This is a genomic window from Roseovarius bejariae, assembly GCF_009669325.1.
Lineage (GTDB): Bacteria > Pseudomonadota > Alphaproteobacteria > Rhodobacterales > Rhodobacteraceae > Roseovarius > Roseovarius bejariae.
Map to the genome: position 1 here is coordinate 1,106,828 of NZ_SZWE01000001.1, position 20,531 is coordinate 1,127,358.

The window sequence follows — 20,531 nt, forward strand, 5'->3', positions numbered from 1 at the left end:
TACAATCCCGCGATTTTCGTACGACTCGTACGACTTTCCCCACCGCACCCCCGATTTTCGTACGAAACTGCGCCCTCTTGCGTACGACTCGTACGAAACACGCGGGGAGCCGCTTAATCTTGATGAAGTTTTGATGTCATCCACAACTTATTGAGGTTATCCACAACAAATTGCTTTACAGGAGGCATTTCTGCCCGCACCATATCTTGTATGGGCTAGGGGATTAGCCCCTTCCCATAGAGCAGGCACATAGCGCTTGGGGTGCTGCCACCCCCTTGTGCTACAACCAAACGAGGTGGGCCATGGCACTGTCCGAGCATTTCTTCCAAGAAGACCTTCATCCCATTGATATCGTTGAACATTTGGCCGAACACCACGAGTGGGACTTCGACCGCATCGCCGACGATCAGATCGCAATGGCTGTGGAAGGCCAGTGGCGCACCTACTCCATCACCCTCGCTTGGTCGGGGTATGACGAAACCCTGCGCATGGTCTGTACCTTCGAAATGGAGCCGCCCGAGGACAAACTTCCTGTTTTGTATCAGACACTTAACGATGTGAACGATCAATGCTGGGCCGGGGCCTTCACCTATTGGGCCGAGCAGAAACTGATGGTCTATCGCTATGGTCTGGTCATGGCCGGCGGCCAAGGCGTCAGCCCCGATCAGGTGGATACCCTGATCCGCGCCGCCGTCCTCAGCGCAGAGCGATTTTATCCAGCATTTCAATTGGTTGTCTGGGGCGACCGCAGCCCGAAAGACGCCCTGCAAGTCGCCATTGCCGAAGCCTACGGTCGCGCCTGAGCGACCTTTCACCCGACCCATTGCACAAGCCCTTCTGTCGGCGTAATCCTAGGGTAACGCACCACGAGGCCGACAGGAAAAAGGGAGTAATTTCATGGACATGGACCATGTCAGCCGCAATGGGCTGGTGTTACTGGGCTGCGGCAAGATGGGCTCGGCCATGCTGGAAGGGTGGCTTGCCAAGGGCCTGCCGAACAGTTCGGTCTGGGTGATCGACCCCAACCCCTCGGACTGGTTGCAAGGCACGGGCGTTGATATCAACGCCGATCTCCCTACCACCCCCGCCATCGTCCTGATCGCCGTGAAACCCCAGATGATGGGCGATGCCCTGCCCGCGATCGCGGCCATGGGGAATGGCGACACCCTGTTCGTTTCGGTCGCCGCGGGAACGCCGATTTCCGTTTTTGAACAAGTCCTTGGCGACAAATCCCCGATCATCCGCGCGATGCCCAACACCCCCGCCGCCGTGGGCCGCGGGATCACCGCGATCATCGGCAACGCCCATACAACGCCCGCACATATGGACCTCAGCCAAGCCCTGCTCGAAGCCGTGGGTCAGGTGGTCCGGCTGGACAGCGAAGACCAAATGGATGCCGTCACCGGCGTCTCTGGTTCCGGTCCCGCCTATGTCTTCCACATGATCGAATGCATGGCCCGCGCCGGTGAGGCCGAGGGGCTGGCGCCAGAGTTGGCGATGCAGCTTGCCCAAGCCACCGTCGCCGGGGCGGGCGCCTTGGCCGAAGCCGCCGATGAAACGCCCGCACAACTGCGCAAGAACGTCACCAGCCCCAATGGCACCACGCAGGCAGGGCTTGAGGTTTTGATGAATGAAAGCAACGGCTTGCCGGATTTGATGCGGCGCACCGTCAAGGCCGCCGCCGACCGGTCGAGGGAGCTGCGGGATGACTGATCACATCGGGGTAGAAGACTTTCTGAAGGTCGATATTCGCGTCGGCACGATCATCCGCGCCGAACCTTTTCCCGAGGCGCGCAAACCCGCGATCAAGCTTTGGATCGACTTCGGGCCGGAGCTTGGGGAAAAGAAGACCTCGGCCCAGATCACCGCGCATTACACGCCCGAGGACCTGCCCGGGCGGCAAGTGGTGGCCGTCACCAATTTCCCGCCGCGCCAGATCGGGCCCTTCATGTCCGAGGTTCTGGTTCTGGGCCTGTCGGACCCGGATGGCGGGATTGTCCTGCTTGGCCCGGACACGCCTGTAGAGAACGGGGAGAGAATGCATTGAGCCGTGTTTACCTGACCCGCCCCTTGCCCGATGCCGTGCTGGAACGTGCACGCGAGTTGTTCGACGAGGTGGAGGTGCGCGAGGAGACCGCGCCGCTCAAGATCGGGCAGATGCGCGCGGCACTGAACCTCTATGACGGGGTCTTGCCGACCTTGGGCGATATGTTCTCGGCCGAGGTCTTTGACGAGGCGCAGAACCCGCGATGCAAGGTGCTGGCCAACTTCGGGGTGGGCTATAACCATATCGACGTGGACGCCGCGACAGCCGCCGGCGTCATGGTGACCAACACCCCCGGCGCCGTTACCGATGCCACGGCGGATATTGCCATGACCTTGATCCTGATGAGCGCCCGCCGTGCCGGTGAAGGCGAACGCATGGTGCGTGCAGGCGAATGGAGTGGCTGGCACCCGACGCAGATGTTGGGCCTGCATGCCACGGGCAAGACCGTGGGGATCATCGGCATGGGCCGGATCGGACAGGCGATCGCGCGGCGCTGTCATTTCGGGTTTGGCATGGACGTGGTCTATTTCAACCGATCGGCCAAGGAGTTCGACTTCCCCGCCACGCGAACGGCCAGCATGGCCGAACTGGCAGCCCGCGCCGATATCGTGGTGGTCGCCGTGCCCGGTGGGGCCGAGACCCATCACCTGATCGGGGCGCCGGTCTTCGAGGCAATGAAGCCTACGGGACATTTCATCAATATCGCGCGCGGCGATGTGGTCGAGGAAACGGCCCTGATCAAGGCCCTTGAAAGCGGCCAGATCGCCGCCGCCGGTCTGGACGTGTACGAGCATGAGCCGCAGGTGCCTGAAGCCCTGATTTCAATGGAGAATGTCACGCTCTTGCCGCATCTTGGCACGGCCGCCCTTGAGGTGCGCGAAGCCATGGGATTTCTGGCCGTCGAGAATCTCCGCGCGGCTCTGGCTGGTGAGGCTCCGCCGAACCTGATCGAACCGGAGTAAAAAACTTCCGCACCGTCACGCTTGACGTGAGGGTAGCCATGGGGTGATCTGGCCGAACAGCTTTCGGAGACAGCCCATGCATACCCCCGCGATCACCGGTAGTGGCATTTTCACGCCTGAACAGGTTATCACCAACGAAGAGCTGGTCGCGGCCTTCAATGCCTATGCAGAAAGGTTCAATGCCGAAAACGCCGAAGCGATCGCCTCGGGCGAGATCGAGGCGAAGGGGCCGTCTTCACCGGAATTCATCCATCAGGCCTCAGGCATCGAACAGCGCTATGTCATGGACAAGACCGGGGTATTGGACCCCGAGGTGATGCACCCCTTGCTGCGTGAGCGCAGTGACGAAGAGCCGGGCATCATGGCCGAAATGGCGCTTGAGGCCTGCGGCAAAGCACTTGAGCAAGCCGGGCGGTCCGCCGACGAGGTGGACCTTGTGATTTGCGCCGCCTCAAACCACGAACGCCCCTACCCCGCGGTTGCCATTGAAATTCAACAGCTTATGGGCGCGGGCGGCTTTGCCTTCGATATGAATGTCGCCTGTTCTTCGGCCACCTTCGGCATTCAGGCCGCCGCCGACATGATCCGCTCAGGCTCGGTTCGGTGTGCCGTGGTTGTAAACCCCGAGATTTGTTCGGGACATCTGGAATGGCGCGACCGGGATTGTCATTTCATCTTTGGCGATGTCTGCACCGCGGTCGTACTGGAACGCACCGAGGACGCGCAGGGCGCGCATTTCATCGTGCGCTCGACCCGCTGTGCCACGCAGTTTTCCAATAACATCCGGAATAACAACGGTTTCCTGCGCCGCAGTCGCCCGCATGGGATGGAAGATCGGCGCGACATGCAGTTCGTTCAAGAGGGCCGCAAGGTCTTCAAGGAGGTGCTGCCACTGGTCTCCAAGCATATTGCAACGCATCTGGCCGAGGAAGCTGTGCCGTCGGACAACCTGAAGCGATTGTGGCTGCATCAGGCGAACAAGTCGATGAATGATTTCATTGGCAAGAAGGTACTGGGCCGGATGCCCACCCCCAAGGAACAACCCAACATCCTTCAGGATTACGCGAACACCTCCTCGGCAGGGTCCATCGTTGCTTTTTCGAAATATTCCAGTGACTTGGAACCCGGCGATCAGGGGCTGATCTGCTCTTTTGGCGCGGGCTATTCGGTGGGGTCGGTCCTTGTTGAACGCGCTTGACGTGATACGGCACCGGACCTTGGGTTTAGGCCGCCTGCTCGTTTGGGCCGGGTGGGTCGAAGACCCAGGGGATGGAAACCGGCACCGCGAACAGGCGGCCGGGAATTGGCTGTCCTTGACCGCCGCCTCCCTCTGCCCTCCGCTGGGGACGTCGGGCATAAGTATATCCCCAAAGACCGGGATTGCGTTGACGCTTGCATATTGGGATAAAGCCCTGAATGGGAAAGATATCCCGGACTTCCCCGCTGCGGGGTCCGGAACTGGGGTTGAGTAAATGTCAAAGGTCGGAAGCTACCTGAAAAAGCACACCGAGGCGCTTGTCAAAGACGTCGGGATCGAGCCTGCCTGCGAGTTGACAGGCAAGTCCAAGGCGACTTTGGGGCGTTATTATTCTGATCATGAAGAGCATTCGGATCGGTTCATTCCGATTGATGCGGTGGCGGCGTTGGAGGAAGCGGCCAGTTATCCGCATGTGACCGGGGCTCTGGCCGAGTTGAAGGGAATCGAACTGACCTTCAATGGCAGTCGCCGAAACACCGATAGCGAAGGTGGGGTGAACAGCGACGTGATCGCATTATCCCAACGATTCGCGATGCTTATGGCGGAATACCAGCAGTCGATCGAGGACGGGATCATCACCGTGAACGAGGCAAAACGCCTGCTGCGCGAGACGACGCAACTCCAACAGGTGCTGATCGACATGAAGCTGCATCTGGAAGAAGAGGCCAACTGAGCCCGCAAAAGCCGACCCTCGCAAATCGTACGAGTCGTACGCTTTACCCCCGAGTTTCGTACGAAAATCGGGGGCGTGGCGCGGTCATCGTACGAGTCGTACGAAACCGCCCCCTCGGGCACGGTCCGTCACAGGGTGAGCCCGGTTGTCCGCCCGTCGTGAATCGCCGCAGCCGCCAGACGGGGGGCCAAGGCATCGCCGATGAGAATCGGGGGCTGCCCCAAGGCCCGAAGTGCATCGGGCAGATCGTGGGTGGCGCGGTTGCCTGTGGCCAGCACGAGCGCGTCGGCGGCGATGACCTGTTCCTCGCCGGTCAGGAGCGATTGGCAGCGCGCCCCCTCGCCTGTCCATTCGGTGACCGCATGTTCGGTGACGAAGTGCACGCCGAGTTGCGCCAGGCGTTGCCGGGCGGGGAAATCCGAGGCGGTGCGCACGAGCTCCCGGCCGATCATCGCGTCAGGGGTGACGACGGTTACCTGATGCCCCGCTTCGGCCATGTGCCATGCGGTTCCGATGCCGCGCCAGTGGCCGCCTTCGTCCAGCACGATCACCCGGTCGCCCAACCGGGCGGCGCGGCCCATGACATCCTCGGTCGACCAGACATTGCCCCGCTGTGCCCCCGGCATTTCCGGCACATGCGGCAGGGCCTTCTGGAACCCGGTGCCTTCCGGCAGGGAGCCGGTGGCCAGCACCACCTTGTCGGCGCCGATGGCGGCGATGTCATCGGCGTCGAGATAGGTATTGAATCGGATATCGACACCGAGTTTTTCAAGTTGCCGCTCGTACCATGCGATCAGGTCGGTGATCTGGGCGCGGCGCGGTTGCAGGCCGGCAAGGCGGAACTGCCCGCCCAGTTCGGGTGCGGCCTCGGCCAGTATCACGCGATGGCCCCGTTCGGCGGCAACGCGCGCGGCCTCCAGCCCGGCGGGACCGCCGCCGACGATCAGCACGGATTTCGGCGCCTCGGCCTTGGTAAAACGATCCCCGCCCCAGAGGTATTCATGCCCAACCGACGGATTGATCAGGCAAGAGATGTAATAGTCGCGCCCGCGTCGCCCCCAGCATTGCTGATTGCAGCACAGGCAGCCGCGAATGTCGTCGATCCTGTCCGCCTGCGCCTTGTTGACAAGGTGCGGGTCGGCAATCTGACCGCGCACGATGGCAACCAGATCGGCCTGCCCCGCCCCCAGCACGGTATTGGCGTTTTCGGGGGTGCGGATGTTGGCCTCGGCGATCACCTTGGCGGTGAGACCTGCGGATTTAAGGCGCTCGGCCAGAGTTGCCCCGAGGTTTTCGGCATATTGGAAGCTGGGGATGATCTTTTGGAAGTCGACATAGCTGCCCGCGCCGACGGTGACGTAATCCATCAGCCCTTGCGCGTCGTGCAGCGCGACGATGTCCAGCATCTCGTCGCCCGCCGGGAAAACGCCGGTTTCGGGATCGTCCGAGATGGCCAGACCGACGATGAAATCTTCGCCACAGGCGGCGCGGATACGGCGCAGGATATCGCAGGAGAACCGGGTGCGGTTTTCGAGAGAGCCGCCCCAGTCGTCGTCACGCTGGTTCGAGAAGGGTGTCCAGAACTGATCGAGCAGACAATTGTAGGCGGCCCAGACCTCGACCCCGTCGAACCCCGCCTTCTGACAGCGGATGGCGGCCTTGACGAAGCTCTGGATCGTTTCCTCGATCTCGTCTTCGGTCATCGGGTGGCTGCCATCGTTGTCGTGATAGCTGGGCCCGCCCGAAGGCGACCAGTTGGCATGCCAGCTGTTGTCCCAGTCACCATGCGCGCCGACATGGTAAAGCTGTTGGATCATCATCGCGCCCTCGGCCTTGCAGGCCTCGGTGATGCGGGCGAAATGCGGGATCACCTCGTCCGAGGCGGGGCGGAAGTTGCCACGGGTCAGGATGGCCGCGGGGTGGACCGGCATCGGCTCGACCGTGATCATCGCCGCGCCGCCCTTGGCCCGTTCGAGGTAATAGGCCAGATGCTGATCCCCCGGCAGGCCGTTCTGGGCCATGTTGGTGGTATGGGCCCCAAAGACGATACGGTTTTTCAGGGTCCGGTGACGCAGTTCGAGGGGAGAGAAGACGTGTTTCAGGGTCATGGTCTGGTCCTCGGTCCGGTCTGGCCATTGTCCCGGCCCCGCCGTTGCGGCGAGGCCGGGTTTCCGACGCGGGGTCAGATGTCTTTCACAAGGCGCAGTGCATCGTAAATCGCCGCGTGGGTATTGCGGGCACTGACGGCATCGCCGATGCGGAACAGTTGGAACTTTCCGTCGGGATTGCGCGTCACGGTCTGCGGTTGGCCTGCGATCAGGGCGTCGTAATCGACCTCGCCACCATTGGTAGAGTTCGGTTTGAGATCGAAATACAGGTCGTCCATCGGCATGGTTCCATAGTTCACCACCACCTGATCATAGATTTTTTCGCTGGTGAAATCGCTGTAATCCGTGCCGATCGTCGCCTTGAGTTGATTGCCGTCGCGCGCGACATTCAGAAGGCGGCGGGTGACGGTGAATGTCACGTCCTTGTCCTGTAGCGCACGCATGTAGGGCGTCAGGTTCATCGCCATGATGTCGGGGGCGAAAACGCGGTCGGGGGTCATGACCTCGACACTGGCCCCGGCGTTGGCGGCGACCTCGGCAGCCATCAGGCCGGGGTGATCGCCGCTTTCGTCATAGATCAGCACGTTCTGCCCCGGCTTCACGTCGCCTGCGATCAGGTCCCATGTGGTGGTGACAAGATCCTGATCCTTGCCGGATTCGAACAATTCGGTGTTGGGCAAGCCGCCGGTGGCCACGATGACCACGTCAGGATTGAGCGCGGTGATGTCGTCGGCCTCGGCCCATGTGTTGAAGTGGAAGGCCACATCGCGTGCGGCGCATTGGGACATGCGCCAGTCGATGATCGAGATCATCTCGCGGCGGCGGGGGTTTTGCGCGGTCAGGCGCACCTGCCCGCCGGGGTCGGGCTGTGCCTCGAACACGGTCACGGCATGGCCGCGTTCGGCGGCCACGCGGGCGGCCTCCAGCCCGGCGGGACCGGCGCCGATAATGGCAACCTTCTTTTTCTGCGCTGCCGGGGTGATGGTGTGCGGCATGCTGAGTTCGCGGCCCGTGGCGGCGTTGTGGATGCACAGGGCCTCGCCCGCGGCATAGATCCGGTCGAGACAGAAAGTGGCCCCGACGCAGGGGCGGATATCATCCTCGCGCCCTTCGGTGATTTTCTGCACGATATGCGGGTCGGCCATGTGGGCGCGGGTCATGCCCACCATGTCGAGCAGGCCGGCATCGACCGCGTGGCGGGCGGTGGCGACATCGGGGATCTTGGCGGCGTGGAAGGTGGGCATTCCGGTGGCCTGTTTCACCGCCCCCGCGAAATCGAGATGCGGCGCGTTCTTCATCCCCTGCACGGGGATCACGTCGGTCATGGCCGGGTCGGTGTGGATGCGCCCGCGCACCACGTTGAGGAAATCGACCATGCCGCTGTCGGTCAGGCGCTTGGAAATCTCGATGCCTTCCTCGGGGGTGATCCCCCCGGCCTCGGCCTCGTCGGCAGTGTAGCGCAGGCCGACGATGAAATCGTCACCCACCCGTTTGCGGATACCGTGCATCACGTCGAACAACAGCTTGAGGCGACTGTCGAGTGTCTGCCCGCCATAGGGGCCGTCGAGATCGTTGGTCAGCGGCGACCAGAACTGATCGAGGAGGTGGCCGTAGACCTGCAATTCGATCCCGTCCATGCCGCCCGCCTGCATGCGTTCGGCGGCATCGGCGAAATCGGTGATGATGCGTTCGATATCCCAATCCTCGGCCAGCTTGGGAAAGGCGCGGTGGGCCGGTTCGCGGTGTTTGGACGACGACACCGAGGGCAGCCAATCGCCCTTGGACCATCCGGTGCGGCGGCCAAGATGGGTCAGCTGGATCATCACGGCGCAGCCGTGATCGTGGCAGGCGTCGGTGAGTTTTTGAATCCACGGCACGACCTCGTCCTTGTAGGCGAGGATGTTGTTGAACACCGGCGGGCTGTCGCGGCTGACCGCCGCCGAGCCTGCGGTCATGGCAAGGGCCACCCCGGCCTTGGCGCGTTCGGCGTGGTAGGCGATGTAGCGATCCTTGGGCATCCCGTCTTCGGGATAGGCGGGTTCGTGCGCGGTGGTCATGATCCGGTTGCGCAGGGTCAGGTGCTTGAGCTGGTAAGGCTGGAGGAGGGGATCGTTGGACATGGGCGTTACTCCGTCTGGCTGAGTCGAGGATTCCTGAAATGTTCATTTATGTCAAGTTTACGTTCATCGGTGACGATTTTATTGCCCTGCCCGCCCCTTGGGGGTACGGTGCCCCCATGACAAAGACGCCCCGAATAGAGAACTCCGAGAAAACCAGCGGCTGGCGTGGCTCGCGTGAGCTGTGGCTTGACGCGGCGCGTGAGGCGTTCATCGAAGCGGGGCTGGACGCGGTGAAAATTCAGCCGCTGGCCAGCCGGTTGAACCTGTCGCGCACCAGTTTCTACTGGTTCTTCAAGGATCGTGCCGCGCTTCTGGAGGCCCTGCTGGAAAGTTGGGAGAACAGCAACACCGGAAGCCTTGTCGCGGCGACGGAAAGCTATGCGGAAACCATCACTGAGGCGGCGCTGAACGTGATCGGAGTGTTTCTGGAAGATGGTCCGTTCGAGCCGCGCCTCGATCTGGCGGTGCGGGGCTGGGCGCATCAGAGACAGGCGGTGGCAGACCGGGTGCACAAGGCCGACGACACCCGCCTGACGGCGATCCGGCGCATGTTCGAGCGCTTCGGCTATGATTCGAACGAGGCGGATGTCCGGGCACGGACGGTATACATGACGCAGATCGGATATATCTCGATGCAGGCAAACGAAGACCTCGCAACCCGGATGACCCGTATCCCCGATTACGTGAAAACCTACACCGGCCAGACCCCGCCCGAGCGTGAGTTGGAGCGGTTTCACGCCCGGCATGGATACAGCCCGGCAAGCAGCGCGCGCCGGGCCTGACGGGCGTCGAGCACCCGTCAATACCAAGCGTCGGCCATGGAGCCCTTCTTGCGGCCGACAAAGTCCTTCAGGGCCTCGTCGATACCTTCGTCCATCGCCGGGGCCTCGTAGGCGGTCAGAAGGTCTTTCCACCGCTGATTGGCCAGTTGCGCATAATCGGCGCCGCCTTGTTCGGACCATGTCTCGAACGGTTGGTCATCGGTCATGGCGCTGTCCCAATAGGCGTTCTGGTAGTGGCGCAGGGTGTGATCGGTGCCGAACAGGTGTTCGCCCGGGCCGTTCTGTGCCAGGGCATCGAAGCCCAGTGTATCCTCGTTCACCTCGATCCCGGCCATGTAGGCATGCAACGCGCCGGCCATGTCGCAATCCATCACGAATTTCTCGTAGGACATCGACAAAAGCCCGTCGAGGAACCCGGCGGAGTGCAGCACGAAATTCGCCCCGCCCTGAACCGCCGACATCATCGACATCATGGATTGCTGCATCGCCTGACCGTCGGGCAGTTTCGAAGTGCTGAAATTGCCCGCGCAACGCAGCGGCAGGTTCAGCCGCCGTGCCAGTTGCCCCATGACCAGCGAACCGAGGGCCGGTTCGGGGGTGCCGAAGGTGGGGCTGCCGGTGCGCAGCGACATGGACGACAGGAAGCCGGCCAGAACCACCGGCGCGCCGGGGCGGACAAGTTGCGTAAGCGCGCAGGAGGCCATGGATTCGGCCAGACATTGCGCCACCGATCCGGCCATGGTCAGTGGCGATACCGCCCCACCCAGTAGGAAGGGCAGGTGGATCGACGCCTGACCGGCCTCGGCATAGGTGCGCACGCCTGACGTTGTCACCCCGTCCAGAACCAGCGGCGAGGTGGTGTTGAAGTTGCCCATGATAACGCAGTTTTGATCCACGAAATCCGACCCGAAGAGGATGCGGCACATCTCGATACTGTCGGCAGCGCGTTCCGGTGCGGTGATCGAGCCGAGGAACGCCCGGTCGGAATAGCGCATATGGGCATAGACCATATCGAGGTGGCGCTTGTTTACCGGCACATCGGTTGGCTCGCAGATCGTGCCGCCCGAGTGGTGCAGCCATGGCGAGGATTGCGCCAGTTTCACGAGATTTTCGAAATCGGCGATGGTGCCGTAACGGCGGCCATTGTCCATGTCCATCACGAAGGGCGAGCCATAGGAGGGGGCGAACACCGTTGCATCGCCGCCGATCTCGACGTTGTTGGCCGGGTTGCGGGCACATTGCGTGAATCGCCCCGGCGCGGTTTTCAGAATCTCGCGAAGCATGCCCGGCTCGAACTTGAGGTTCCACGCCTCATCGGACACCGGCGTGACCTTGGCGCCTGCCTCACAATAAAGCCGAAGCGCCTCTTCGTCTTCGCGCAGTTCGATCCCGATTTCGGCAAGGATGCGGTCGGCTGTGGCCTCGATCCGCTCCAACGCCTCATCGCCAAGCAGGTCGAAGGTGGGAATCTTGCGGGTGATGAAGGGCACCCGCAGATGCGGGTTTTGACCGCGCGCATTGCTGCGGGGCGCTTGCGAGCGGCTGCGGCGGCCAGACCGGGGCTTGGGCGGGGTATCCTGAAGCATGGCGTGATCCTTTGAGGTTGCGAAACGGCCCTCCAGCCTTGCCTCGCCCGAAGGGTCACGGCAGGAGCGGATTTCTGGAGTCAGCGTCCAGTTTTGGTGCGGAGGCGGTTTGTGACAATTGCATAAAATTTCATCCTGCATTAGATAATATAAGCCAAAGATCATCCAAAAGCGTCGCAAGTCCCGCCCATAGCGTCGCAAGTCGTAGCTACACATGAGGCTATCTTGTCGAAGCGTCCCTATGACCTTCCACCGATGAGTGCGCTCGTGGCCTTCGAGGCCGCAGCAAGGCATGTGGGCTTCAAGGCGGCGGCGCGCGAATTGAACGTGACCCCCGCCGCCATCAGCCATCAGGTCAAGGCGTTGGAGACCGAGCTGGGCGTATCCCTGTTTCACCGCCATCATCGCGGTGTGGACCTGACCGAAACCGGGGCTTACCTGCTGGTGGCGCTACAACGGGGTTTCGAGGCCATGGCCGAGGCCGTGGCCCAGCTTCGGCAGCGGTCGAACCGATCCTCGGTGTCGATCCGCGTGACGACCGCCGTCAGTTCCCTTTGGCTGACACCGAAACTGGCGCAGTTCTGGAAGGCGCATGGCGATGTTTCCGTGGCCCAGATCGTCAGCGATACGGACCACGGCGCGGCGGATTGCGACCTGAGCCTGCATTACGGGGATATGTCCGCCGATGGCGGCACGCGTGACATTCTGTTTCACGACCACATCATCGCGCTGGCCAGCCCGAGATTTGCCGAGACCCATGGCATCAGCCGGGTCGAGGATTTGGCGCAGTTATCGTTGATCCATCACGACGCACCGGGCAGCGGCTGGACCGATTGGGCGGATTGGCTGCGGGCGCTGGGGTACACCGGGCCATTGCGGAACAGTCACCGGGTCAACAATTACGTGATTGCCCTGCAAGCGGCAGAGGATGACATGGGGGCGGTATTGGGATGGGCCGGTTTGTCCAGAACCTATCTTGAAACGGGACGCCTGGTGCCGCTGCTGCCCGACAAGGTGGAAACCAAGGAAGACTTTTACGTCAAGCTGCACCCACATGCATCGGACCGGGCGCGGCTGGTCTATGACTGGCTGTTGGCAGCCGCCTGACGGGGCCGCTTTGGGGGTTACTTTTTCTCAAGCGCCTCGATCCGGGCCTTGAGCGCCTCGTTTTCCTCGCGGGCCTTCTGGGCCATGGCGCGGACGGCGTCGAATTCTTCGCGGGTGACGAAATCACGGTCGGCCAGCCAGCGGTCGATCATGCCTTTCATGGCGGTTTCGGCCTCGTCCTTGGCGCCCTGAGCCACGCCCATGGCGTTGGTCATCAACTGCGAGATATCGTCGAGCACTTTGTTACGGGTTTGCATGGGTTACACTCCGGTTTCGCTTGGCCCATATATGGGCATATGAGAGGCGGGGGACAAGCATTGACTTCCCCCGCGAACCAGAGGCACAGAGACGCACATGCAGGCCGTGATCCCCTTCCCCGATATTTCGCCCGAGATTTTCAGCATCTCTTTGTTTGGCATGGAATTTGCCCTGCGCTGGTATGCGCTTGCCTATATCGTGGGGATCGTTCTGGGCTGGCGTCTGGTGGTGCTGGCGGTGCGGCGCGGGCATCTGTGGCGCGGCGGCGAGGCGCCATTGACCGTGCGCGACGTCGAGGACCTGCTGACATGGGTGATCCTTGGGGTGATTCTTGGTGGGCGGCTGGGCTTCGTCCTGTTTTACCAGCCGGGGTATTATTTGCAGAACCCTGTCGAGATTCTGAAGGTCTGGCAGGGGGGGATGTCGTTCCACGGCGGGCTTCTGGGCGTCATGGTGGCCTGTTTCGGCTTTGCCTATGCGCGGGGTGTGCGGGCGCTGTCGCTGGCCGATGTCCTGTGCATGGCGGCCCCTGTGGGGCTGTTGCTGGGCCGGATTGCCAATTTCATCAACGCCGAGCTTTGGGGGCGCCCGACGGAGGCGCCTTGGGGGGTGATTTTCCCAACGGCGGCGGCGCAGGATTGCCCGGCGGTTGCAGGGCCCTGTGCGCGGCACCCGTCGCAGCTTTACGAGGCGGGGCTTGAGGGGCTTTTGCTGGGCCTAGTCGTCCTTTGGCTGGTCTGGCGGCACCGGGCGTTGTGGACGCCGGGGCTGGTCTCGGGGGTGTTTTTCATCGGCTATGGCCTATCGCGGTTTTTCGTTGAGTTCTTCCGGCAGGCGGACGCACAGTTCATCACACCCGAGAACCCCATGGGCTATGTGCTGCGCTTCGGGAGTGACTGGGGCCTGAGCATGGGGCAGCTTCTCTCACTGCCGATGGTGGCATTGGGGCTGTTGTTGCTGGCGATCGCCGTATTGCGGCGCGAGGCATGAGCGCGCTGCGCGAGATCATCGAGGCCCGGATCGGAGCCGAGGGGCCGATGCCCTTGTCGGAATACATGGCGCTGTGCCTGATGCATCCCGAGCACGGGTATTACGCGACGCGCGACCCCTTGGGGGCCAAGGGGGATTTCACCACGGCCCCGGAAATCAGCCAGATGTTCGGCGAATTGATCGGCCTGACATTGGCGCAGGCCTGGATGGACCAGGGCGCGCCGGGGCGGTTCACACTGGCCGAGCTTGGGCCGGGGCGCGGGACGTTGATGGCCGATGCCCTGCGGGCGACGAAGGCCGTGCCGGGGTTTCACGCGGCAATGTCCGTGCATCTGGTCGAGACCTCGCCCGCCTTGCGCGCGGTGCAGGCCGAGGCGCTGACGGGCATGGACGTGACATGGCATGAGAGCGTCGAGGACGTGCCCGACGCACCGCTTTACCTGATTGCGAACGAGTTTTTCGATGCCCTGCCCGTCCGCCAGGTGGAACGGGCCGAGGGGGACAAGTGGCGCGAGCGGTGCGTCGGTTTGCAGGACGGCGCGCTGACCCTTGGGCTGAGCGAGGCCAGCCCCCTGCCCGCCTTGGCGCATCGGCTTGAGGACACGCGACCCGGCGACGTTGTGGAGTTTTCCCCCCCGGCGCTGGCCGTGGCGGCCACGCTGGGCGCGAAGGTCAAGTCGCGGGGCGGTGTGGCCGTTATCGTGGACTATGGCGACTGGCGGTCGCTGGGCGATACCTTTCAGGCCCTCAGGGATCACGAACCGGCCCCCCCTTTCGCACATCCCGGCGCGGCGGACCTGACAGCGCACGTGGATTTCGAAGCACTGGCACTGGCCGCGCCTTGTGCGCATTCCCGCCTGACACCGCAGGGGGTGTTTCTGGAACGCCTCGGGATCACGCAGCGCGCGCAAGCGCTGGCCAATGGATTGAAGGACGAGGCCCTGCGCCATCATATTGCCGCACATCGGCGCTTGACCCATCCGCAGGAAATGGGGACGCTCTTCAAAGCCATGGCGCTTTATCCTGAAGGCGCTGCACCACCACCGGGATTCGAGGCATGACATTGGAGATCCTGACATCGGACAGCCTTGCACCGCTGCGCCACGGGTTCTTTACCCGCAAGGGCGGGGCGTCGTCAGGTGTGTTCCGGGGGCTCAACTGTGGGCAGGGATCGTCGGACCAGTCGGAGATCGTGACCATCAATCGCGCGAGGGTAGCCGAGGCAATGGAAGTGCCCCCCGAGACCCTGATCAACGTGCATCAGGTGCATTCGGCCAAGGCCGTTGCCGTGGATGGCCCCATGGCAGAGCGGCCCGAGGCCGATGCCATGGTCACTGCGACACCGGGCGTGGCGCTGGCGATCCTGACGGCGGATTGTCAGCCGGTGCTGTTTGCCGACCCCGAAAACGGCGTTGTGGGGGCGGCCCATGCCGGATGGCGCGGCGCGTTGGACGGCGTTCTGGATGCCACGATCGACGCGATGGAGGCCCTAGGCGCAAAGCGCGGATCGATCCGCGCGGTGATCGGCCCCTCGATCAGTCAGCGGGCCTATGAGGTTGGGCCCGAGTTCCTGGACGATTTCATGGCCGAAGACCCCGAAAATCATCGGTTTTTCGCCAATGGAGAGGGTGATCGTTACTTGTTCGATCTGCCGGCTTATGGGCTGCACCGCCTGCGGCAGGCCGGTGTGGGTGAGGCCGAATGGACGCGTCACTGCACCTATTCCGACCCTGATCGGTTTTTCTCGTACCGTCGGGCAACCCATGCCGGTGAAGCCGACTATGGCCGCTTGATTTCTGCCATACGTCTTTGAATCTGGCGAAAACGGGGCCGTTTTGGGAACAAGATTGCCAAAGTTTTTGGAAACAATACGAGGAAACCGCAACCATTGGTTCAAGCGCTCACTTATTTTCTTTTAATTTTATACACTTAGGACAATTTGACGTAGCTGCCCCAATCAGCTTTGCCAATTGAGGCAAAAACATCGAAGTTTCTATCGTCTCGTCAAAACATGGCCGCAAACCGGATCAATACTCGTCCTCAACCAGACATTGATGCCCTGAACGGGCGGACCAAAAGATCAGAGCAGAGGACAAGATCATGAAAAAGCGTTGGATGAAAAGCGTTATCGAGACCAGCAAACAAGACACCCCGGCCCTGCCGTTTCAGCGCGACATGAAGCGCAAGCCGCGTTCGGCGGCCCTGTCTCTGGCCAAGGTCAAATCTGCATAAGCGCAGGGGGCAAACGACCCCGGTGATCTTACCGGTTCCCTCTGGATTGACAGACCGGGGTTTCCTTGTTGGAGACCCCGTTTTTTATTGCCGACCCCTTCGATTCGAGGGCCGTGACAGCCCGAATTGTGGCAAAATCGTTGGCACCTTGGAAACAAACCCGGATCATCACGGAAATTTTAATAATCGCATCAGACAATACGCCGACGCATTTGACTGAATAGGTTAAAATGGCACTTACTGTTTACATCAGACTTTAACTGTATTCGTCAGTCTGTCGTTGTCGGTGGGGGCCGACGCGGGTGTGACGACCTGAAAAGGTGACGCATCATGACCACCCCCTCCTTGGCCGCCAGCCTCTCGGTGGCCGCACGCTCCTCTACATATCTCCGCCCGGATGCACCGGACGCCGTTCAGGCAGCGCGCCGACGACCCATGGTCATGCGCAAATACCAGATTTCGGCATTGCGTCCGGACGGCGAAATGCGCCAAACCGAACAGATCGGCCCGGCCCTGCCCCTGTTTGAAGCGGCCTTTTCGGCCTTTGCCCGCAGCACCCTGATCCAGACGACACAAGGCCCTGTCGCGGTCGAGGATTTGCTTCCCGGCGATCAGGTCGAAACCGTCGAATACGGCCCGACAGAGCTTCTTTGGGTCGGGTCGATGACATTGGTGCCGAAATCCGATGGCCCCACACCCCCCGAAGCCCGCATGACCCGGATCATGCCCGAGGCCTTCGGCATGGGTAAACCGATGTCGAACGTGATGTTCGGCCCCGGTGCGCGGGTTCTTGCCCCGGCGACGCACCTGCGCCAGCAGATGGGCAACGAGCCGATCCTGACCCCGGTACGACATTTGGTCGATGGCAATGGTGTGATTGAAATCATGCCGCCGCGCCCGGTGACGGTGTATCACCTGTGCCTTGCCCGACATGCGACAATCAACGCCGGGGGCCTGTCAGTGGAAAGCTATCACCCCGGTGCAGGATTCGAACGCAAGATGGGCGAGAAGATGTTGGGCCTGTTCCTGTCGTTCTTCCCGCATATCAAGGCCCCGTATGAGTTCGGTGGGCTGTCGCATCTGCGGCTGCCGCTTGTCTCGCCGGGCGGTCTGGAAGTGGCTTAGGCGCTCTGGGTCAGGCGGTCTTCGAGGATATTGAAGGGCACGCCCGGTTCATCCTTGGCGCCGCGAATGACCAGCGAGGTTTTGACGCTGGCGACATTTTCGGCGGCAGTCAGTTCCTCGGTGAGGAAGCGCTGGAAGGTGGACAGGTCGGGCGCCACGCATTTGAGGATGAAATCCACCTCGCCGTTGAGCATGTGGCACTCGCGCACCAACGGCCAACCCTGACACAGGTCTTCGAAGGCGCTGAGGTCGGATTCGGCCTGTTTTTGCAAGCCGACACTGGCGAACACCTGAACCTCGAAGCCCAGTTCACGGGCGTCCACATCGGCATGGTAGCCCTTGATGAAGCCCTGCTCCTCAAGCGTGCGCACGCGGCGCAGGCAGGGCGGTGCCGAAATGCCGACGCGCTTGGCCAGTTCCACGTTGGTCATCCGACCGTCGGCCTGTAGCTCGGCCAGAATCTTGCGGTCAATGGGGTCGAGGCGGGTTACGGGCATCTCGGGGTGGTCCTCTGGGTGTTTTCGCGATTGTTATAGCATGCCCATATATGCGCGCAATATTGTTTCACCAAGACGCAACATCGTTTCACGGTCAAAAAGATTCACAGCACAAGTGACCGGCGGTTCGGTGGGGGTTACATGCCGCGCGCGGCGCGGCTATATCTGCCGCGAAATGTAATGCAAACCGATAACGCTACAGGTGACCCATGGGCGAAACCCGTCATACCAAAACCCTGATCATCGGCTCGGGCCCGGCGGGCTATACCGCCGGGGTCTATGCCAGCCGCGCCATGCTGGAGCCGATCCTTGTGCAGGGGATCGAACCGGGCGGGCAGTTGACCACGACGACCGAGGTCGAGAACTGGCCCGGCGATACCGAGGTGCAGGGGCCGGACCTGATGGTGCGGATGGAGGCCCACGCCAAGGAAATGGGCTGTGAGATCATCGGTGACATCATCACCGAACTGGACGTGGACAGCCGCCCATTCGTCGCCAAGGGCGACAGCGGCACGACCTATACCGCCGATAGCGTGATCCTTGCCACCGGCGCGCGGGCCAAGTGGCTGGGTCTGGACAGCGAGGAGGCCTTCAAGGGCTTTGGCGTGTCGGCCTGTGCCACCTGTGACGGGTTCTTTTACCGCGGGCAGGAGATCGTCGTGGTGGGCGGCGGCAACACCGCCGTCGAGGAAGCGCTGTTCCTGACGAATTTCGCCTCGAAGGTGACGTTGATCCACCGCCGGGACGAGTTGCGCGCCGAGAAAATCCTGCAGGATCGGTTGCTGAAGCACCCCAAGATCGAGCCGCTTTGGTTCCATGAACTCGACGAGGTTCTGGGCGATGACAACCCCAAGGGCGTGACTGGTGTGCGGGTCAAGCATACGAAAACCGGCGAGACACAGGAGATTCCCTGCAAGGGTGTTTTCATCGCCATCGGCCATGCGCCCGCCAACGAGTTGGTCAAGGGCAAGGTCGAGATGCACCACGGCGAATATGTCAAGGTCGAGGCCGGCTCTACCCGCACCTCCATCCCCGGGCTTTTCGCGGCGGGTGACCTGACCGACCATATCTATCGTCAGGCGGTGACCAGCGCCGGTATGGGCTGCATGGCGGCGCTGGATGCAGAGAAATTCATCGCCGAACTGGAAGGCTGAACCGAACCGCCCAAGGGGCGTGCTTAGTCGGGGTGGATGTCGCGCGCCGTGCAGCCAGCTTCGAGTATGACGGCGATCCAGTTCACATCGGGCTCAAGGCCAAGTTCATTGAGCCAGGCCTGTTGCAGACGGTAGGCAGGCAGCTCCTGAGCGCCGGGGCAGTACCAATGCCCCTGCCCCGCCTGCCGGTGGTGCGCCAATTCGTGCAGCAGGACGCTTACGTCGAAGGGGGACTTGGCACTCCAGGGCCGGACCAGCCAGATGGTTTCGGAATCGGGATCGTAAAGCCCACGCGTATGTGAGGCATCACTTGCGGCGCGCATCGGGGCGATGCGTGCGACATGGGCCCGGGATGTCAGGCGCACGGCGGGCGCCGCCGCACGCCGGGGCAGGTCCGAAGCGGCATCGAGCCAATCCTCAAGATGCGTCACAAGCGCCGGCATGTCAGGCGCCTCGCGCCACGCCAGAAGCTCACCGGCCCTGACCGGCGCGGCCAGAAGAAGAAGGCAAAGAATACTGGGACGAGCCAGCCGATGGCGGGCACGGGACAGGAAGCGCATGGCGTCCTCCGGGGTCTGATTTGGACTGAAACCGTGAAAGATGCTATGCTGATGGGGGCGCGATGCGCAAAAGACCATTTTTCAACCGCAGTTGAAGGAAATTCACCTGCTATGGGTCGACAACTTCCCCCCTTTGCGGCGGTCAAGGCCTTCGAGGCTGCTGCGCGTCACAAGAGCTTCAAGAAGGCAGCGGAGGAGTTATGCCTGTCGCCCTCGGCGATCAGCCATCAAATCCGCGCCTTGGAAGAGTATCTGGATACCGCGCTTTTCGAACGGGACGGCAATCAGTTGAACCTGACTTTGACGGGTAAGGGATATGCCGGGAAACTCGCCGGTCTTCTGGATTTTCTGGATGACAGCACGCGCGCGATACGCGAGGCGGGGAAAAGGCCCCTGCGCGTCTTGTGCACACCGGGCTTTGCCGCGCGGTGGCTGGTGCCGCGCCTGCCCGGGTTGTCGTTTGGCGACCGGGTGCACTTGCGGGTATCGACCGGGGCGCCGTCGCTTGATTTCGCCAGCAACGACAGCGACGTGGTGATCCAATGGGCTGCGGAGCAGGTGCCGGGGGTGTGCTCGGCCCCCCTGATGCAATCCAGCCGCTATCCCGTTATCTCGCCCGCCTTGAAAGAGGCCGAAGGGATCGAACACCCCGAAGACCTGTTGCGCATGACATTGATGTATGACGAAACCGACGATGCATGGGCGCAATGGTTCGCGGCGGCGGGCCTGACATCCGGGGCGATGCCGCCCGGCCCGGTGTTTCCCAATTGCGAACTGGCCACCACGGCGGCGGAACAGGGCAATGGTATCTCGCTGGCCTATGACAGCATGGTGCGCGACACGGTGGCAAGCGGGCGTCTGGTACGCCTGTTCGACACCATCACCATGCCATCGGTGATTTACTCGGTGGCCCATGCCGAAGGCCGCGAGGGGGATGCGATGATCCGGCAGTTCCGCGAGTGGATATTCGGCGAGGTCGAGCGATCGCACTCATCCGTGCAAACGACATCCGCCGCGGAATAGGACAACCGCGCAGATATGAAAACGGCGCGGAATCCGCGCCGTTTTGCTT

The 20,531-nt window shown here is 62.2% G+C and carries 21 protein-coding genes; 15 read left to right on the forward strand and 6 right to left on the reverse strand.

The window, feature by feature from the left end:
- The first annotated feature begins 302 nt into the window (after nucleotides 1-302).
- The 6 genes from FDP25_RS05265 to FDP25_RS05290 all read left to right on the forward strand — a co-directional run bounded on the left by FDP25_RS05265 (nucleotide 303) and on the right by FDP25_RS05290 (nucleotide 4,940).
- A complete protein-coding gene (locus tag FDP25_RS05265) occupies nucleotides 303-803 on the forward strand; it encodes a type III secretion system chaperone family protein (protein ID WP_154149615.1) in 501 nt (166 codons plus the stop codon).
- Nucleotides 804-897: 94 nt separating this feature from the next.
- Nucleotides 898-1,713, forward strand: a complete 816-nt coding sequence (proC, locus tag FDP25_RS05270) for a pyrroline-5-carboxylate reductase (protein ID WP_154149617.1) — start codon at nucleotides 898-900, stop codon at nucleotides 1,711-1,713.
- On the forward strand, nucleotides 1,706-2,047 hold the full coding sequence (locus tag FDP25_RS05275) for a tRNA-binding protein (protein WP_154149619.1): 342 nt from the start codon (nucleotides 1,706-1,708) through the stop codon (nucleotides 2,045-2,047). Before proC ends, FDP25_RS05275 begins: the two co-directional genes overlap by 8 nt.
- Entirely contained in the window at nucleotides 2,044-3,009 is a 966-nt protein-coding gene (locus FDP25_RS05280) for a 2-hydroxyacid dehydrogenase (protein ID WP_154149621.1), read from the forward strand. Before FDP25_RS05275 ends, FDP25_RS05280 begins: the two co-directional genes overlap by 4 nt.
- Nucleotides 3,010-3,085: 76 nt before the next feature.
- Nucleotides 3,086-4,207, forward strand: coding sequence for a beta-ketoacyl-ACP synthase III (locus tag FDP25_RS05285; RefSeq protein WP_154149623.1), 1,122 nt, complete (start codon nucleotides 3,086-3,088; stop codon nucleotides 4,205-4,207).
- Between the two features lie 274 nt (nucleotides 4,208-4,481).
- A complete protein-coding gene (locus FDP25_RS05290; RefSeq protein ID WP_154149625.1) occupies nucleotides 4,482-4,940 on the forward strand; it encodes a hypothetical protein in 459 nt (152 codons plus the stop codon).
- A 128-nt stretch (nucleotides 4,941-5,068) separates the two neighbouring features.
- Here FDP25_RS05290 and FDP25_RS05295 read toward each other — a convergent pair whose 3' ends face one another.
- Together FDP25_RS05295 and FDP25_RS05300 are read right to left on the reverse strand one after the other, a co-directional pair.
- Nucleotides 5,069-7,048, reverse strand: a complete 1,980-nt coding sequence (locus FDP25_RS05295) for an oxidoreductase (protein WP_154149628.1) — start codon at nucleotides 7,046-7,048, stop codon at nucleotides 5,069-5,071.
- 74 nt (nucleotides 7,049-7,122) lie between these two features.
- A complete protein-coding gene (locus FDP25_RS05300) occupies nucleotides 7,123-9,168 on the reverse strand; it encodes an NADH:flavin oxidoreductase (RefSeq protein ID WP_154149630.1) in 2,046 nt (681 codons plus the stop codon).
- 116 nt (nucleotides 9,169-9,284) lie between these two features.
- On the opposite strand from FDP25_RS05300, the gene FDP25_RS05305 reads away from it, so the two are divergent.
- The gene (locus tag FDP25_RS05305; RefSeq protein WP_154149632.1) at nucleotides 9,285-9,950 is read left to right on the forward strand and encodes a TetR/AcrR family transcriptional regulator; all 666 of its coding nucleotides are present in this window, start codon (nucleotides 9,285-9,287) and stop codon (nucleotides 9,948-9,950) included.
- Nucleotides 9,951-9,967: 17 nt separating this feature from the next.
- Here FDP25_RS05305 and FDP25_RS05310 read toward each other — a convergent pair whose 3' ends face one another.
- Nucleotides 9,968-11,536: a trimethylamine methyltransferase family protein gene (locus FDP25_RS05310; protein WP_154149634.1), complete on the reverse strand. Its 1,569-nt coding sequence runs from the start codon at nucleotides 11,534-11,536 to the stop codon at nucleotides 9,968-9,970.
- A 225-nt stretch (nucleotides 11,537-11,761) separates the two neighbouring features.
- Here FDP25_RS05310 and FDP25_RS05315 point away from each other — a divergent pair, with 225 nt between their 5' ends.
- Complete coding sequence (locus FDP25_RS05315) at nucleotides 11,762-12,643, forward strand: LysR family transcriptional regulator (protein WP_246175767.1); 882 nt, start codon at nucleotides 11,762-11,764, stop codon at nucleotides 12,641-12,643.
- A gap of 17 nt (nucleotides 12,644-12,660) precedes the next feature.
- Here the strand turns inward: FDP25_RS05315 and FDP25_RS05320 are convergent, their stop codons facing one another.
- Nucleotides 12,661-12,900, reverse strand: a complete 240-nt coding sequence (locus tag FDP25_RS05320) for an accessory factor UbiK family protein (protein WP_154149636.1) — start codon at nucleotides 12,898-12,900, stop codon at nucleotides 12,661-12,663.
- 97 nt (nucleotides 12,901-12,997) lie between these two features.
- Here FDP25_RS05320 and lgt point away from each other — a divergent pair, with 97 nt between their 5' ends.
- From lgt to FDP25_RS05340, 5 genes are all read left to right on the forward strand, one after another.
- Nucleotides 12,998-13,891 carry a prolipoprotein diacylglyceryl transferase gene (gene lgt / locus FDP25_RS05325; protein WP_154149639.1) on the forward strand — a complete coding sequence of 298 codons (894 nt, stop codon included), beginning with the start codon at nucleotides 12,998-13,000 and terminating at the stop codon, nucleotides 13,889-13,891.
- The gene (locus tag FDP25_RS05330) at nucleotides 13,888-14,952 is read left to right on the forward strand and encodes a class I SAM-dependent methyltransferase (protein WP_154149641.1); all 1,065 of its coding nucleotides are present in this window, start codon (nucleotides 13,888-13,890) and stop codon (nucleotides 14,950-14,952) included. The genes lgt and FDP25_RS05330 overlap by 4 nt, the downstream gene beginning before the upstream one ends.
- A complete protein-coding gene (gene pgeF / locus FDP25_RS05335; protein WP_154149643.1) occupies nucleotides 14,949-15,704 on the forward strand; it encodes a peptidoglycan editing factor PgeF in 756 nt (251 codons plus the stop codon). Before FDP25_RS05330 ends, pgeF begins: the two co-directional genes overlap by 4 nt.
- Before the next feature lie 287 nt (nucleotides 15,705-15,991).
- Nucleotides 15,992-16,123: a hypothetical protein gene (locus FDP25_RS17305; RefSeq protein ID WP_281350450.1), complete on the forward strand. Its 132-nt coding sequence runs from the start codon at nucleotides 15,992-15,994 to the stop codon at nucleotides 16,121-16,123.
- Nucleotides 16,124-16,453: 330 nt separating this feature from the next.
- Nucleotides 16,454-17,248 carry a Hint domain-containing protein gene (locus FDP25_RS05340; protein ID WP_154149645.1) on the forward strand — a complete coding sequence of 265 codons (795 nt, stop codon included), beginning with the start codon at nucleotides 16,454-16,456 and terminating at the stop codon, nucleotides 17,246-17,248.
- Here the strand turns inward: FDP25_RS05340 and FDP25_RS05345 are convergent.
- Nucleotides 17,245-17,745: an Lrp/AsnC family transcriptional regulator gene (locus tag FDP25_RS05345; RefSeq protein ID WP_154149647.1), complete on the reverse strand. Its 501-nt coding sequence runs from the start codon at nucleotides 17,743-17,745 to the stop codon at nucleotides 17,245-17,247. The genes FDP25_RS05340 and FDP25_RS05345 overlap by 4 nt on opposite strands.
- Before the next feature lie 209 nt (nucleotides 17,746-17,954).
- Between FDP25_RS05345 and trxB the strand changes: the two genes are divergently transcribed.
- A complete protein-coding gene (gene trxB / locus FDP25_RS05350; protein WP_154149649.1) occupies nucleotides 17,955-18,899 on the forward strand; it encodes a thioredoxin-disulfide reductase in 945 nt (314 codons plus the stop codon).
- A gap of 23 nt (nucleotides 18,900-18,922) precedes the next feature.
- Here the strand turns inward: trxB and FDP25_RS05355 are convergent, their stop codons facing one another.
- On the reverse strand, nucleotides 18,923-19,459 hold the full coding sequence (locus FDP25_RS05355) for a DUF6647 family protein (RefSeq protein ID WP_154149651.1): 537 nt from the start codon (nucleotides 19,457-19,459) through the stop codon (nucleotides 18,923-18,925).
- A gap of 111 nt (nucleotides 19,460-19,570) precedes the next feature.
- On the opposite strand from FDP25_RS05355, the gene FDP25_RS05360 reads away from it, so the two are divergent.
- Nucleotides 19,571-20,482: a LysR substrate-binding domain-containing protein gene (locus FDP25_RS05360; RefSeq protein WP_154149654.1), complete on the forward strand. Its 912-nt coding sequence runs from the start codon at nucleotides 19,571-19,573 to the stop codon at nucleotides 20,480-20,482.
- Nucleotides 20,483-20,531 lie beyond the last annotated feature (49 nt).